The sequence below is a fragment of the Streptomyces sp. NPDC051963 genome, from assembly GCF_044593495.1.
Lineage (GTDB): Bacteria > Actinomycetota > Actinomycetes > Streptomycetales > Streptomycetaceae > Streptomyces.
The window spans coordinates 510,730-525,124 of the sequence record NZ_JBIUCC010000006.1 but is presented as its reverse complement, the minus strand read 5'-3'; the positions used below and the strand labels follow the sequence as shown (position 1 = coordinate 525,124).

Annotated in this window: 13 protein-coding genes; 3 read left to right on the top strand and 10 right to left on the bottom strand. The window is 69.1% G+C overall.

What is annotated here, in order from left to right; translation table 11 throughout:
- Positions 1–32: 32 nt before the first annotated feature.
- From ACIHFB_RS26940 to ACIHFB_RS26895, 10 genes are all read right to left on the bottom strand, one after another.
- Positions 33–401, bottom strand: a complete 369-nt coding sequence (locus ACIHFB_RS26940) for a low affinity iron permease family protein (RefSeq protein ID WP_400128149.1) — start codon at positions 399–401, stop codon at positions 33–35.
- Positions 402–568: 167 nt separating this feature from the next.
- Complete coding sequence (locus ACIHFB_RS26935) at positions 569–811, bottom strand: DUF6411 family protein (RefSeq protein WP_365282892.1); 243 nt, start codon at positions 809–811, stop codon at positions 569–571.
- Positions 812–929: 118 nt separating this feature from the next.
- Positions 930–1,388 (bottom strand): SRPBCC family protein, encoded by a 459-nt coding sequence (locus ACIHFB_RS26930; RefSeq protein ID WP_365282893.1) that lies wholly within the window; start codon positions 1,386–1,388, stop codon positions 930–932.
- 280 nt (positions 1,389–1,668) lie between these two features.
- Positions 1,669–2,394 (bottom strand): chitinase, encoded by a 726-nt coding sequence (locus ACIHFB_RS26925; RefSeq protein ID WP_365282894.1) that lies wholly within the window; start codon positions 2,392–2,394, stop codon positions 1,669–1,671.
- A gap of 126 nt (positions 2,395–2,520) precedes the next feature.
- Positions 2,521–3,033, bottom strand: coding sequence for a lytic polysaccharide monooxygenase auxiliary activity family 9 protein (locus ACIHFB_RS26920; protein ID WP_365282895.1), 513 nt, complete (start codon positions 3,031–3,033; stop codon positions 2,521–2,523).
- 366 nt (positions 3,034–3,399) lie between these two features.
- Complete coding sequence (locus ACIHFB_RS26915; protein WP_400128148.1) at positions 3,400–4,830, bottom strand: cellulose binding domain-containing protein; 1,431 nt, start codon at positions 4,828–4,830, stop codon at positions 3,400–3,402.
- A 52-nt stretch (positions 4,831–4,882) separates the two neighbouring features.
- A complete protein-coding gene (locus tag ACIHFB_RS26910) occupies positions 4,883–6,397 on the bottom strand; it encodes a beta-N-acetylhexosaminidase (RefSeq protein WP_400128147.1) in 1,515 nt (504 codons plus the stop codon).
- Positions 6,398–6,434: 37 nt separating this feature from the next.
- Positions 6,435–7,274, bottom strand: coding sequence for a carbohydrate ABC transporter permease (locus tag ACIHFB_RS26905; protein WP_365282898.1), 840 nt, complete (start codon positions 7,272–7,274; stop codon positions 6,435–6,437).
- A complete protein-coding gene (locus ACIHFB_RS26900; protein WP_365282899.1) occupies positions 7,271–8,263 on the bottom strand; it encodes a sugar ABC transporter permease in 993 nt (330 codons plus the stop codon). Before ACIHFB_RS26900 ends, ACIHFB_RS26905 begins: the two co-directional genes overlap by 4 nt.
- Positions 8,264–8,295: 32 nt before the next feature.
- Positions 8,296–9,564, bottom strand: coding sequence for an extracellular solute-binding protein (locus tag ACIHFB_RS26895; protein WP_400128146.1), 1,269 nt, complete (start codon positions 9,562–9,564; stop codon positions 8,296–8,298).
- A 261-nt stretch (positions 9,565–9,825) separates the two neighbouring features.
- Between ACIHFB_RS26895 and ACIHFB_RS26890 the strand changes: the two genes are divergently transcribed.
- The 3 genes from ACIHFB_RS26890 to ACIHFB_RS26880 all read left to right on the top strand — a co-directional run bounded on the left by ACIHFB_RS26890 (position 9,826) and on the right by ACIHFB_RS26880 (position 14,395).
- Positions 9,826–10,665, top strand: a complete 840-nt coding sequence (locus tag ACIHFB_RS26890) for a GntR family transcriptional regulator (RefSeq protein WP_365282901.1) — start codon at positions 9,826–9,828, stop codon at positions 10,663–10,665.
- 168 nt (positions 10,666–10,833) lie between these two features.
- Entirely contained in the window at positions 10,834–12,993 is a 2,160-nt protein-coding gene (locus tag ACIHFB_RS26885) for a glycoside hydrolase family 27 protein (protein WP_400128145.1), read from the top strand.
- A 115-nt stretch (positions 12,994–13,108) separates the two neighbouring features.
- A complete protein-coding gene (locus tag ACIHFB_RS26880) occupies positions 13,109–14,395 on the top strand; it encodes an extracellular solute-binding protein (RefSeq protein ID WP_365282902.1) in 1,287 nt (428 codons plus the stop codon).

The window sequence follows — 14,395 nt, the reverse complement described above, 5'->3', positions numbered from 1 at the left end:
TCGTGGGGAGTCTTGATGATTCGCGGGGAAGGTCAGGTCTGGTTCTCCATGCCGACGGCCTGGCGGAGTTCCTCGCTCGCAGTTCCCGGTTCTCGCCGCTGGATCTCCAGCAACGCGGCGGCGATGGCGTCGAGCTTGCGCTGGATGGCGTGCTCGGCCCGCCGTTCGGAGTTCTTCAGCAGCGCCAGAAGCAGCAGCGACACCGCGGACATCGCCTCGCCCACCACCAGGAGCCACTGCGTGGGCAGCTTGAGCAGGTGTGCGGTGATCGCGCCGGCGACCAGCACGAGGCACACCCCGAAGAAGGTCGGAGAGCTGGTGAAGTTCGACGCGTGTTCCGCCAGACGCGTGAACCGGCCCTGCCGGTCGCCGTCACGGTGCGCGGGGTGCTGAGGCGCCATGACATCGCCTGCCCGCTTCACGAGGCCCGCCGGTCGGCAGGGGTGCCGAGGGACCGGCCGGACACAGCGCCCAGCCGCGGCAGGATCTCCAGATGTGCGTCCGCCGCCGGCAGGGCGACGCCGTGTTCACTCACCACAAGTCCTCTCCGGTACGAGCTGGGGCGGAGTCAGAAGGGCATGCGGCCCCGGGCGCGGCGGCCTGCCGAGCCGCTGCGGCTCACGGCGCGTGAGCTGGTGCGGAAGGGCTTGCTGAAGAGCCGGCCGAGGACGCCGGGTGCCTTGCTGCCTGCGCGGGCGCCGACGCCGAGTGATCGCTGCGTGCCGCGTTCGGGGTGGCGGGAAAAGCGGGGGGCGAGGAAGGCCAGCACGGCCAGGACCACACATACGGCGACGATGGCGACCACGACCATGAGCCTGCTCCCTTGATTGGCTGAGGGAGAGACGAGTGCCCCCTCACGTCGCCTGTATGTGAGGGGGCACGCATGTGTGAGTGTGAGCTGGGCCGCTCGCGGGCCCGTCCGGGGCGTCTCAGTGTGGGTCGATCGCCGCCTCGGCCGCCGTCTTGATCCGGGCTCCGAAGTCGTCGGCGTCCTTGCGGGCGGCGGCGAGCGCCAGGCCGACGAGGAGCTTGCCCACCCCGTGGCCGTCCAGAACGTTGAAGATACGGACCCGGGTGGTGCCGCCGGCCAGCGGCTCCAGGTCGTAACCGCCTTCGCGTGCCGTCACGCTGTTCTTCGACACCTCGGCCCACCGGATCTTCGCCGGGGCTTCGAGGTCGGTGATGCGGAACTCCCTGGCGGACTTCATCCCGGCGTCCTTCACCGTGCTCCGGAAGATCGTCCCCACGGTGGTCGGTGTGTCGGGGACCCGCTCGATCCTGAGCACCCGAGGGCTGAACTCCGGATCGTGGCGTCCGTCGGCGAGGTAGGCGAACACTTCCTCGACGGGCCGATCGACCTCTACCACCGCTTCGAACTGTCCTGACATGGGCACTCCTGATGAGCCGAGCCGCAACGCGCCTACGCCCTCTCGGCGGACGTCAGACGGACCCCCGGGCCGCGCGAAACCGCCTCGCGCACGGGCGAGCGAGCGCGAGAGCCGCTCGTACCGCCTGTCCCGTCGTAGCAGCACCTCGACCCTACGGGAGCGTCGGGCATCCAGCGAGGCGAGCGGCACGACCAGGAAGCTGATCGATTCGCCCCTGTCGGTGAAGGGAGCCGACCGCTCCCTTCACCGACAGCCGCCCGTATCCAGGTCGGCCGGCGCGTCAGCAGCTCAGGTTGCCGCCCGGGTCCACGCCCAGGATCTGGGTGAACTGCTGGTACTTGTCGATGCGGCTCTGTACCTGCGACGGATTTCCGCCGTTGCACTCCAGGCTGCCGTTGATGCTGCGAATGGTCTCGCCGAATCCGGCGCTGTTGACCATGGCGTTGTGCGGGGTCATGGTCCCCGGGCCGGTCTGCGTGTTCCAGTACCAGAGTCCGGTCTTCCAGGACACCGCGGAGTCGTTCTGTACCAGGTCGGGGTTGTTGAGCAGGTCGATGCCCAGGGCGTCGCCCGCCGCCTTGTAGTTGAAGTTCCAGCTCAGCTGGATCGGCCCACGGCCGTAGTACTTGTCGTTGCCGGCGGGACAGCCGTAGGGCTGGCTCGCGTCGCAGTAGTGCGGGTAGTTGGCCGTGTTCTGCTCGACGATGTGGACCAGGCCGCCCGTCTCGTGGCTGACATTCGCCAGGAAGGCCGCGGCCTCCTGCTTCTGGACCGTTTCGCTGCCGGTGGTCGTGAAGCCGGGGTACGCGCTCAGCGCGGCCGTGAGACCGCTGTACGTGTAGAACGAGTTCCGGCCCGGGAACATCTGGTTGAACTGGCCTTCACTGACGACGAAATCGGCCGCGGCCGTCGTCTGTTCCGCCTCCGCCGGTACGGCGAGGGTCATGAAGGAGAGCAGGGCCGCTGAACCGGTCGCGGTCAGCAGTCCGAGCGTACGTCGACGCATGGGATCACTCCGTGGATCAGGCGCGCGTGAGAGCGCGTGTCTCCCCTCGACGGGGAGTGGTGGGGGGTGTGGGGTGGGGGGAGGGGGAGGGGGAGGTGGGTCCGGGTCCGCCGGTGAACTGCTGCTTCAGCCGCCGACGTTGACGTCGATGCAGGCGTAGAAGGCGTTGGCGGTGTCGGCGATGTTCCACACGGCGAGCACCTTCTGCTGGCCGGAGAGGCCGCCGAAGTTCACCTGGTGTGTGACGGTGGAGCCGGGCTGGGCGCCGTTGTCGTTGAACTCGGCGATCTTCTGTCCGCCGACGAAGTACTGCCAGGTGCTGGTGGAGTGACGGGCCGTCAGGTTCCACTGGAACTGAGTGCTGCTGCTCACCGGGGTGACCTTCCAGCCCTTGCTGTCGTCGTCGAGCTCGGCGAAGCGGGAGTTGCCGCCGCTGCAGCTCGTCAGCCCCTTCGGACCTTCGACGCTCTGCGGCTCGAACTTGATGTCGCCACAGCTGACCGTCCCGGCGGCACACTGCGCCTGCCGGCTGGGCGGGTTGGAGATGTAGCCGTGTGCGCTTGCCGAGGCTGCGGGCAGGCTCACGGCGATCACCGGGGCGAGCGCCGCGCCGATGAGTACGGCTGTCTTCTTGCTCATGTGCGTGTCTCTCCTTCACTGCAGGTCTTGCCGCGGATGCACCGGGTTGTGGGGAACCTGGTGCGCGGGTCGACTTCTCGTGGGTGGGGCCAGGAGTGCGAAGGTCGGCAGCACCGATCCGTGTGCAGACGCAATGAAGTGCGCCCATCCGGACGGGATTTGCTACTTGGACTAGACCATACCCGTGGGCGTGGTCACGTCAAGAGTGTGGTGGGATGCGGTTGGTCGGGGAAATCGCTCGTCCGCAGTCGGGGGGACGCCCTCGAATGGCCGTACGCAGTGGTGAACAGGAGAGGAGGGCCGCGCACTCGGTGCCTGCGCTCCGACGTGCGCGGCCGCCCTCGCCCCGGGATCCGGTGAACGGCTTCAGCTGCCCGGGACCGTGTCCTCGAACGTGGTGCCCGCACTGCGGTAGGCCGCCAACTTGGCGGCGACCTGCGCCGGCGTGAGGACCTGGTCCTTGACGTGCAGGACGTAGTCGACCTGCTGGTCGTACGCCCGCGCGGTGGTGCTGGTCTGGCCCGCGAGGTCGATCAGCCACTGGTTGAAGTTGATCGACATGGGCCGCTCCGGCAGGTACGCGGCGTCATGGGTGCCGAAGAGCTGTCCGTCGATGTAGTACTTGATGGTGCTGCTGTCGATGGTCAGCACCAGGTCGTGCCAGCCGGCGAAGCTCTGGCGGCTCTCGCTGTGCTGGTTGACCGCGACCCACGGGTCGGGCTGGTACGTCTCCCAGGACGTCGTGTAGAGGATGTTCGACGGCTCGCCCCAGCCGCCGTTGGGCAGGTACTCGAAGTCGTACTCGGCGTAGTCGTCCGCCATCGGTGCCTTGAGGTCGTTGATGGTGAAGAAGGTCTGGACGAGATGGTCGCCGTCCGGGCCGTACTTGGGCGCGTCGTTGAACCTGACGCGGGCCGCGTAGGTGCCGTTCTTGAACTTCATCGACTTGGTGAGGATCTCGGTCTGCTCGGTGCTCGCTCCGGTACCGGCGGTCGAGGTCTCCAGGTTCATGATGGAGTTGCCGCCGGAGTTGGCGAAGGTGACGTTCTCGGGCGCCCAGGTGGCGCCGGGCACGCCGGGGCCGCCGGAGTTGGACCGCACGTTCCAGCCGTGCGCCGAGATGTTCGGGTCGCTGTGGCTGCTGTAGTTGAAGTCGTCGAACAGGGCGGCGCCGTCGGCCGGAGGGTCGGTCGGCGGATCGGTGGGCGGGTCGGTCGGCTCGTTGCCCGAAGGCGCCGTGCCCCACAAAGTGGCGCCGGTCAGCTGCGCCGTGACCTTGGACCAGTCGCCGTACGAGGTCTGGGAGGCGCCGAAGGAGTAGTCGTCGCTCTGGTTCAGCGGCGCCCAGTTCGACTGGTAGAAGCGCAGTTGCAGATCGCCGGTGTCGGCGCCCGGGGCGAGTGAGCCGGCGCCGGACGTGAAGCCGATCTCCAGGTAACGGTCTGCCGTGGCGGTCGGGTTGGTGAGCGTACCGAAGGTGCCGGTGACGTTGGCACAGCCCTTGACGGCCCAGGAACAGGCGAAGCGATAACTCGCGCTCGCCGAGTCGGCCTTGAAGTAGTAGCGGACCTTGACGCTGCTCAACTGCACGCTCGTGCCACCGGTGTTCTTCACCTTGAACCAGGGTTCGGCCTGGTCGGCACTGCCTCCCGTGGCGCTCGTGCGGTACTGCACGCTGAGCCCGTCGGCGGCCGCGTTCGCGGTGGCGGCCGGGAGCGCGGTGAGCGTGGCGGCGCCCATGGCCACCGCCACGGCGGTGACTGCGGTGGTGCGTAGCCGGTTCTTCGCGAATCTCATCCTTGTTCCTCTCCAGAACGGTGGGGGTTTCCCGGAACGGGACGTCGAGGGGTCAGGGGTGGTGGCGGACGCCGAGTGCGTCGAGTCGGGCCGTGTGCTCGCCGAGGCGGGATCGGAAGTCGGCCCAGTCGGCCGCGCCGCTCCAGCCGCGGTCGGCGAGGGCGCACAGCCGCGGGTACGTGAGGTATTCGATGTGGGCGGGCGTCGTCACGAACTCCGTCCACAGCTGCGCCTGCGTACCGAGCACCCGCCCGGCCGACTCGGCGTCCGCCTCCTCGGGTACGGGGTCGTGGCCGTGGACGGAGTGCAGATCGACGACGCCTCCGGGCTGGGCCGGCGGCTCGTGCGGGTCGTCGGACTGGGCGTAGTCGAGGTAGGTGGCCCGGTGGTACGCGCTGACCACGGGATGGCCGCGACGGGCGGCCGTCAGGGTGTGGGCCGAGTCGCGCCAGGTCATCACGGTGAAGTCCAGGGGCAGTTCGGCGCCGGCCTCGGCCCAGCCGACCGGACGGCGCCCGCGCCGGACCAGGAAGTCGCCGATCTGCCCGAGGAACCAGCCGTGCAGAGCCTCGGGGTTCGCCAGGCCCTCCGCCGCCGCCCGTCCGCATGCGGCGGCACTCTGCGTCCACTCGGTGGTGGGGCACTCCTCGCCGCCGAGGTGGATGTAAGGCGAGGGGAAGACGTCCATCACCTCGTCGAGGACGGTGCGGCAGAAGTCGAGGACCTCGTCGTGGACGCCGAGGACGGTGTCGCAGACGCCCCAGCGCGTCCAGACGTCGAGGGTGTGCTCCGGGTGGTTGCCGAGGCGGGGGTAGGCGGCGAGGGCGGCCCGTACATGTCCGGGCATCTCTATCTCCGGCATGACGGTGACACCGCGAGCGGCCGCGTACCGGACCAGGTCGGCGAGTTCGGCCCGCGTATACGAACCACCGTGCGGGACGCCGTCGTACGTGTCGCTGCCCGCCGGGCCGATCTGGGACTCGGCGCGGTGGCCGCCGACCTCCGTCAGCTTGGGGTAGGCGGCGACCGGCATGCGCCAGCCCTGGTCGTCGGTGAGGTGCAGGTGGAACACGCTGATCTTGTGCAGGGCCAGTACGTCGACGTATCGGCGCAGATAGGAGACGGGCTGGAAGTGTCGGGCGACGTCCAGCATCGCGCCGCGCCAGGGGTGGCGTGGGACGTCGGTGATGTCGGCGCACGGCAGCAGCCACCGGATGCCCGACTGCGGGAGCCCCGACAGGGCCTGCGCGGGCAGGAGTTGACGGATCGTCTGGATGCCGCGCAGCAGACCCGTGGGGTGCGCGGCGCGTAGCAGTACCGCGTTCGGGTCGACGGCGAGGGCGTAGCCCTCTTCGCCCAGGTCGCCGAGGCCGGGGTCGAGCGCCAGGGTGAACCGGCCGTCCGGGGACGGCCGTAGAGCCAGTCCGGTGGCAGGGGCCAGCAGGGTGCGCAGCAGCTCTGCGGCCTGTTCGGCGCCTTCGCCGATGTGCAGTGAGGTGTCGGCGTCGAGGGTGAAGTGGCCAGGCCGGAACGTGGCCTCGGTGGGACGCGGTACTAGTGCGGGCATGGGGCGCCTCCGGAACGGGTCGCGGGGGTGTGCGGGGTCAGCCCTTGACTGCGCCGGCCGCGAAGCCGGAGGTGACGTGGCGCTGGAGCAGCAGGAACACCACGAGCGCCGGGGCGGCGAACAGGGTCGAGGCGGCCATGGTGGCGCCCCAGTCGGTGCCGAAGACGTTCTGGAACGAGGACAGCCACACGGGCAGGGTGCGGTTGTCCTGCTGCTTGATGATCAGGAAGTTGGCGTACGTGAACTCGTTCCACGCGGTGATGTAGCCGAACAGCGAGGTGGCCATCAGACCCGGGGCGAGGAGCGGGAAGGCGATACGGCGGAAAGCGCCGAGCCGGGTGCAGCCGTCGACCTGGGCGGACTCCTCCAGTTCCGGGGGGATGGTGCCGATGAAGCCGCGCAGGACGATGACGGTGAAGGGCAGCGTCATCATGAAGTAGACGAGGGTCAGGGTCGGCAGCCGGTCCAGCATGTCGGTGTCCCGGGAGATGATGTAGACCGGGATGATCAGTGACTCCCAGGGCGCCATCTGGGCGATGAAGACCATGAGCATGAACTGGCGGCGCCCCTTCCACTTCATCCGCGCGACCGCGTAGGCGGCGCCGAGCGCGATGACGAGGGCGAGCAGGACGGCGGTCAGCGTGACGAGGATGCTGTTGCGCCAGAACAGACCGAAGCCGTCCGCGCCCACGGCGTCGCGGAAGTGGTCGAGCGTCCAGGTCTCCGGGACGAACCGGGGGCTGTCGGACTGGATGTCGCGGGTCGGGGTGAACGCGGTGGCGACCATCCAGTAGACCGGGAAGAGGCAGACCACGACCGTGACGACGGCGGCGGCGTTCAGGGGCAGGCGGCGGATGCGGGGCCGGGTCGTGCTCATGCGAGCTCGTCCTCCTGGCGGAACATCTGGCGGAAGTAGAAGACGAGCACGCCCGACATCAGCACGACGGTGACCATGGAGGCCGCCGATCCGAGGTCGTAGCGCTGGCTCGACAGAGCGGTCTGTACCGCGTACACGGGCAGGATCGTGGTCGCGTCGCCGGGCCCGCCGTTGGTCATCACCCAGATCTGGACGAACGCCTTGAAGGTCCAGATCACTTCGAGCGAGAAGACGAGCATGAAGATCGGCCGGATCATCGGGAAGGTGAGGGAGCGGAAGATCCGCGGGCCGGACGCTCCGTCGAGCCGCGCCGACTCGTACAACTCGGTGGGGACGGTGGTGAGTGCCGAGTACAGGGTGATCGCCGCGAAGGGCACGGACTGCCACACGACGAGGACGACCACGATGGCGAAGGCGGCCGGACCGTGTGCGAACCACGGGTAGCGGTCGAAGGACTCGAAGCCCAGGTCGGTCAGGACCGAGTTGACGATGCCGAACTCCGAGTGGAACAGCCACTGGAAGACGGTGGTCGCCGCGATGACGGGCATCGCCCAGGTCAGCACGAGCGCGCTGAGGACGGCGGTGCGGCCGAACCGGCCGAGCCGCTCGATCATCAGCGCGACCAGCGTGGACAACAGCATGATCAGGGCGACGTTGACCGCCATGAAGAGGAAGGTGCGGCGTACGACCTCCCAGAACTGGCGGTCGCCCAGCAGTGTCCCGTAGTTCTTGAACCCGACGAAATGCGCTTCGCCCACGATGAGTTGGCGCAGTCCGAAGTCCTGGAGCGAGATCACCACGGCGCGGACCAGGGGATACACGAGCAGGTAGAGCGTGCCGAGGATCGCGGGCGCGATCAGGACGTACGGCCAGATCCCGCGCCCGGCGGTTTTCGACGACCGGCGCGGTCCGGGGCCGGCGGAGCGCCGGAGCGGCCCGGTGCCGAGTGGGGGACGAGGGGCGGTCTGTTCTCGTACGGCGGCCGACACGGCGCTCCTCCTTCCGGTGGGGACGGAGCGGTTCAGGAGCCTGAGTTCAGCGCGGTGGTGATGGCCTCGGACGCACCGGCGGCTTCCTTCTCGGGGTCGCCTCCGGTGAGTACGGCCGTCATGTAGTCCTTGATCGGGTTCTTGGCCTCGACGGCGGCCCAGCCGGGTGTGTTGGGCGTGGCGTGCCCTTCGGCGGCGCCGACCGCCATGGCCGCGGCACCCGGGTCGGAGGCGACCGCGTCGGCCAGGGTGGTCTTGTTCGGGACGTAGCTCATGGCGAGGGCGAGCTTCTTCTGCCAGGTGTCGCCGGTGAGTTCCCTGATGAACGTGTAGGCCGCGTCCTGCTTGGCGGAGGCCGTGGGGATGACGAGGTCGGAGCCGCCGGTGAAGACCGCGCCGGGTGTGTCGGCGGTCTTCCCGGGGATCGGGAAGAAGGCCAGCTTGCCCTTCAGCTCCGGGTTGTTCTCGATGATGACGCTCGCGCGGCCGGGTGTCGCGATGGTCTGGGCGATCTTCCCCTTGGCCATGACGTCCGCCTGCGGCGGATTTGCCTCATCGGCGTCCTTGGGTCCCCTGCCGAGGGCCTGGAGTTTCTCGTAGAACTCCATGCCGCGGATCGCCTCGGGGGTGTCCAGGCTGCCCTTCCACTTGCCGCCGGACTCGACGGCGAGGTCGCCGCCCTCGTCCCAGATGAAGCCCGCGAGCGCGTACCAGGTCTGGCCGGGCAGATAGATGCCCTGTGTGCCACCGGTGTTGAGCTTCTCGGTGGCGGCGATCCACTGGTCGCGGGTCTTGATGGCGGCCGCGTCGACGCCGGCCGCCTTGAAGAGGTCGGTGCGGTAGATGACGACGCGGTTGGCGGCGTAGTACGGAATGCCGTACTGCTTGCCGTCGTAGGTGCCCGGCTCGGCGAGGCCCTTCAGCCAGTCCTTCCCGCCGAGCTCGTCGACCTTGTCGCTGAGGTCGAGCAGCCCCCCGCTCTGCGCGAACTGGGCGACCTGGGTGTTGCCGGTCTCGATGACGTCCGGTGCGTCGTTGCTGGCGAGGGCCGCCGTCACCTTCTCGCCGATGCCGTCCCACTCCTGGATCTGCACCTTGACCTTGATGTCCGGGTGAGCGGTCTCGAAGCCCTGGACGAAGTCCTTCTGGAACGCGGCCGAGACGCTGTCGCGCATCAGCCAGACGTCGATCGTCGTGCTCCCGTCGGAGCTGTCGTCGGAGGTATCGGAGGAACTGCTGCAGGCACTGAGCCCGGCAGTCATCACGAGCACGGATACGCCGGCAAACAAGCGGAGCTTCACGGTTCACCCCTGGAGGACATGACCTGACCACCTGACCAGTGGGGTCCACTGGACAGCTCACCTCTTGATGTGGGGATGAAGGTGGCATAGACCAATAGCGGCGTCAACCCCCCTTGCTTTCCGGGGTTTTGTCGCGCAGGCCAGTCGGGGCCGGGACGATCACTAAGGTGTGGCGGTTACACTTCCCTGACCACGGGAGCGGTTGCCGACAGCTACTGGTCAACTGGTCAACTGGGGATTCCGTGCCTGAGGGAGGGCGATATGAAGGCCGACGAACCGGGTGCGGTACTCAAACGCGAGCGCGTTCGCGACTTCATCCTCGACCTCGTCGAGTCACGCAGCCCGGGGGACGCGATCCCCTCCGAGCGCTCCCTCTGCGCCCAGCTCGGTGTCTCCCGCCCGACCCTGCGCGCGGCGGTCGACGAGCTCGTCGCCGCGGGTCTGCTGGTGCGGGAGCACGGTCGCGGCATGTTCGTGGCACCCGAGAAGATCACCCAGGAACTCGTCTCCGGTCAGCAGACCATGACCGTGCCTCGGGCCGCCGGGACCTGGTCGAGCCGGCTGCTGGAGTTCACCACCATCCCGGCGGGCGCCCGCGTGGGCCGCAAGCTGCGTCTTTCGCCCGCCGCCGAGATCGTCTACGTGGCACGGCTGCGCCTGGTCGACGGCGCCCCGATGGCCATCGAGCATCTGCACATCAAGGCCGATCTGGTCCCCACCCTGTCCGCCCAGGAACTGGAGGCCGGCGACCTGTACGAGCACCTGCGCGAACAGCACGGCGTGCATGTCCAGGAGGCGGTCCAGGCGATCGAGCCGACCGTCGTCACCCAGGCCGAGGCCGAGCTGCTCGACGTGCCCGAGCTGTCCCCGGCGCTGCTCTTCGAGCGGCTCACCTCGGACACCACGGGCCAGCCCGTCGAATACGTCCACTCGATCTACCGCGGCGACCGCTATCGCATCGTCTCCCGGCTCACCCTCGGCCCCGCGGCCACGGCCCCGCCGGGCCGGCTCGGCCACCACCCCGGCATCCCCCCGGGCGACTTCGCGCACCGCGACACCATCGAGTCCTCCACGCGAGGGGACATCCAGTCGGCTCCGTGAGCCGCTGCGGCTTCCAGGCGGCTCCTGCTCGCGAAGTCTCTTTAAATTAGTAATAAATATTGACAGGGTTTCGGCCACGGGACACAGTCGTCGCCGTGACGCCGTCGGCCCTGGCACCCGCGCGGCCCGCGTCACCTCCTCATGCTTCCCAACCTCCGGGAGAGGCACGTGACTTCAAGCCCGTCCACACAACGAACCAGACACCGACAGGCCGCTCGGCTCACCCTCGCCGCCGCGATCGCCGTGGTCCTGACCGCGTCGGCCGTCCCCGCCGCCACCGCGGAGACCGCGGACACAGCCGTGGACCAGGGGGCGCCCGCGTACTACGACAGCGGCCTGGCGCCGACGCCGTACATGGGCTGGAACACCTACTACGGTCTCGGCGCGCCCACCGAGAAGGAGGTCCGCGCGGTCGCCGACCGGCTCGTCAGCAGCGGTCTGCGCGACAGCGGCTACGACATCGTCTGGCTGGACGGCGGCTGGCAGGCCGACAATCCCCGCGACGCACAGGGACGGTTGGCGGCCCACCCCGACCGCTTCCCCTCAGGCATCCCGTCCCTCGTCTCCTACCTGCACAAACGCGGTCTGCGGGCCGGCATCTACACCGACGCGGGCACCTACGACGGTGGCAAGACCTGCGGGCTCGGCAGCCGTGGCCACTACACCGAGGACGCACAGCAGTTCGCCGGCTGGAAGATCGACGCCATCAAGGTCGACTTCCTCTGCGGCATCACCGAGAAGCTCGATCCGGGGCCGGCGTTCAAGGAGTTCAGCGACGCCGTCGCCAAGTCCGGGCGCAGGATGCTGCTCAACCTGTGCAACCCGCTCACCGACGACTGGGGTGTGCCGCACACGCCCGAGCAGGACGCGCACAACACCTACGCCTACGCGCCGACGATCGCGGACTCCTGGCGCACCGGCACGGACATCGCCTGGGGGACGCCGAGCCCGGGCCAGTGGCCCAACGTGCTGCGCAACATGGACGCCAACGCCTGGCATCCCGAGGCGCAGGGGCCCGGTCACTACAACGACCCCGACTACCTCATCCCCACCCGCCGGATGGCCGACGGCTCCCTGGAGCTGACCGAGGAGGAGTCGACCACCCAGTTCGTGATGTGGGCCGAGATGGCCTCGCCTCTCGTCCTCGGCTCCGACCCCCGCACCCTGTCCGCGTCGATGATCAAGACGCTGCGCAACCCCGAGATCATCGCCGTCGACCAGGACCCGCTCGCCGTCCAGGGCGTACGGGTGGCCAGCGACTCCGTGGGCGACGTCTACAGCAAGGTGCTCGCAGGTCAGGGCCGGCGCGCGGTCGTCCTGCTCAACCGCTCCGACCAGCCGGTCGAACGCACCGTGAACTTCTCCGACGTGGCGCTCGGCGGCGCGGTCTCGGTGCGCGACCTGCGGGCACGCACCGATCGCGGCACGCACACCGGCTCCTACACCGTCGAGGTCCCCGCACACGGCACCGCGTTCCTGAAGCTCAGCGGCGAGGACGCGCTGCCCGGTACGAACCTGGGCCAGAACGCGACGGCGAGCCCGGCCGTGGTGCGCGACGGCTCCACACTGACGACCTTCTTCCGCGGACCCCGCGGAAGCCTCGTCCAGCACCAGGCGGCCGCGGACGGCAGCGGCACGCCCCGCACCAAGGACCTCGGGGGCCCGGCGCGGGGGAAGATCCTCGGCCAGCCGGCCGCCTACGCCTCAGCCGACGGCAGGATCGACGTCTTCGTGCGCGGCGCCGACTCCCGCGCGTACCGACGGGTCTTCGCCGAGGGGCGCTGGGGCGACTGGCAGAGCCTGGGCGGGCAGTTGACCGACGCGCCGTCCGTCGCGTTCTCCGACCCCGCGCACTGGACCCTCGTCGCGCGCGGCGCCGACGGGCGGATCGTGCAGCGGGGACCGGCGTCCGGCTGGTCGTCGCTCGCCGCGCCCGGTGACCGTCCGACCTACGGCAGGCCGTCCGCCGTCGTCGACTCCGAGGGGCGCGTCCATGTCGCCGTACGCACTGCGGCGGACGACGTGTGGACACGGTCCCGGGCCGCGTCGGGGGAGTGGTCGGCCTGGACCTCGCTCGGCGGGACCGTGAGCGGCAGCCCGACGCTCGTCTCCGTGGGGGACGCCGTGGTGCTGTACGCGAGGGCGGGCGACTACACGCTCTGGCAGCAGCGCTTTGTCTCCGGCGCGTGGCAGGGCTGGACCAAGCGGCAGGAGTTCCCCGGCGCCGCCTTCGAGGGCGCGCTCGGGGCGGTAGCGGCGCCGGACGGTGCGGTCGACGCCGTGTTCCGCGGAGTCGACGGACTCATCCACCGGACCCAGTTCAAATAAATTAGTAATTAATCTTGACGTGGTGGGAACGCCACGCGAACCTGGATCCGCCGCGAGCGGGGCCCCGGCCATCAGGAGGGCCGGCCCCGCCGCGCGGATCCACAGGGAGCCACCCATGACGAACCATCAGCCCAGCCGACGGCAGATCCTCGCCGGACTCGGCGCCGCCGGGACGGCGGCGCTGCTCAGCGGCTGTGTCACCTCCACCTCCTCTTCGAAGAACTCTTCCAAGGGCGCGGTCACCCTCCAGTCCAACCTGTCCGCACCGCAGGCCAAGGCGGCGATGGAGGACATGGTCGCCGCCTACGGCAAGAAGGACTCCGGCAAGGTCACCCTCAACACGGTCGCCGCGGAGACCTACCGCACCCAACTGCCGACGTACCTGACCTCCGCCAACCCGCCGGACGTGTACACCTGGTACCCCGGCTCCGTGGCGGAGGCCTACGCGAAGAAGGACCTGCTGCTCGACCTCGACGACGTCTGGGCCTCGCCCGACCTCAAGCGCTACTCCAAGGCGCTGAACTCGCTGTGCACCGCGAGCTCCGGCAAGAAGGTGTTCGTCCCCACCACCTACTACTGGTGGGGCATGTTCTACCGGAAGTCCAACTTCGCCAAGTGGGGCGTGAGCGAACCCAAGAGCTGGGACGACTTCCTCGACCTGTGCGACAAACTCAAGAGCAAGAACGTCGCGCCGATCGGTCTGGGTGCCGGCGGCAACACGGCCTGGGTCGCCTCCGCCTGGTTCGACTACCTGAACATCCGCATCAACGGCGCCGCCTACCACCGCCAACTGCTCGCCGGACAGCACCGTTTCGACGACCCCGAGGTACGCAAGGTCTTCGACCGCTGGCAGGAAGTGCTGCCGTTCTTCGACCCGGACGGCACCGCCGTCGCCTTCCAGGACGCCACCACCGCCCTGCTCAGCGGCCGCACCGGCACGATGCTGATCGGCACCTTCTTCGCCGACGCGGCGCCCAAGGACGCCCTCGACGACATCGACTTCTTCCGCTTCCCCGTCATCGACGCGAAGGTCCCGCTCGCCGAGGAGGCCCCCACGGACGGCTACTTCGCCAGCGCCCGCACCGGACGCCGCGACGGGGTGGACGACCTGATGCGCTATCTCGCCACGGCCGAGGCGCAGGAGATCTACATCAAGGGATCGTCCGGCACGGCCCTGCCCTGCCACCCCGACGCGAAGGACGCCGGCACGCCGCTGGTGAAGAAGGGCCGCAAGCACATCGAGGAGGCGGCCGAGATCACCCAGTTCTTCAACCGCGACTCCAGCGACGCCATGCAGCCCGCCGCCGACGCCGCGCTGACCAAGTTCATCGCCAAGCCCAAGGAGATCGGGAGCATCCTCACCGACTGGCAGCGCGAGGCCGAGAAGATCTGGAAGGCCTGA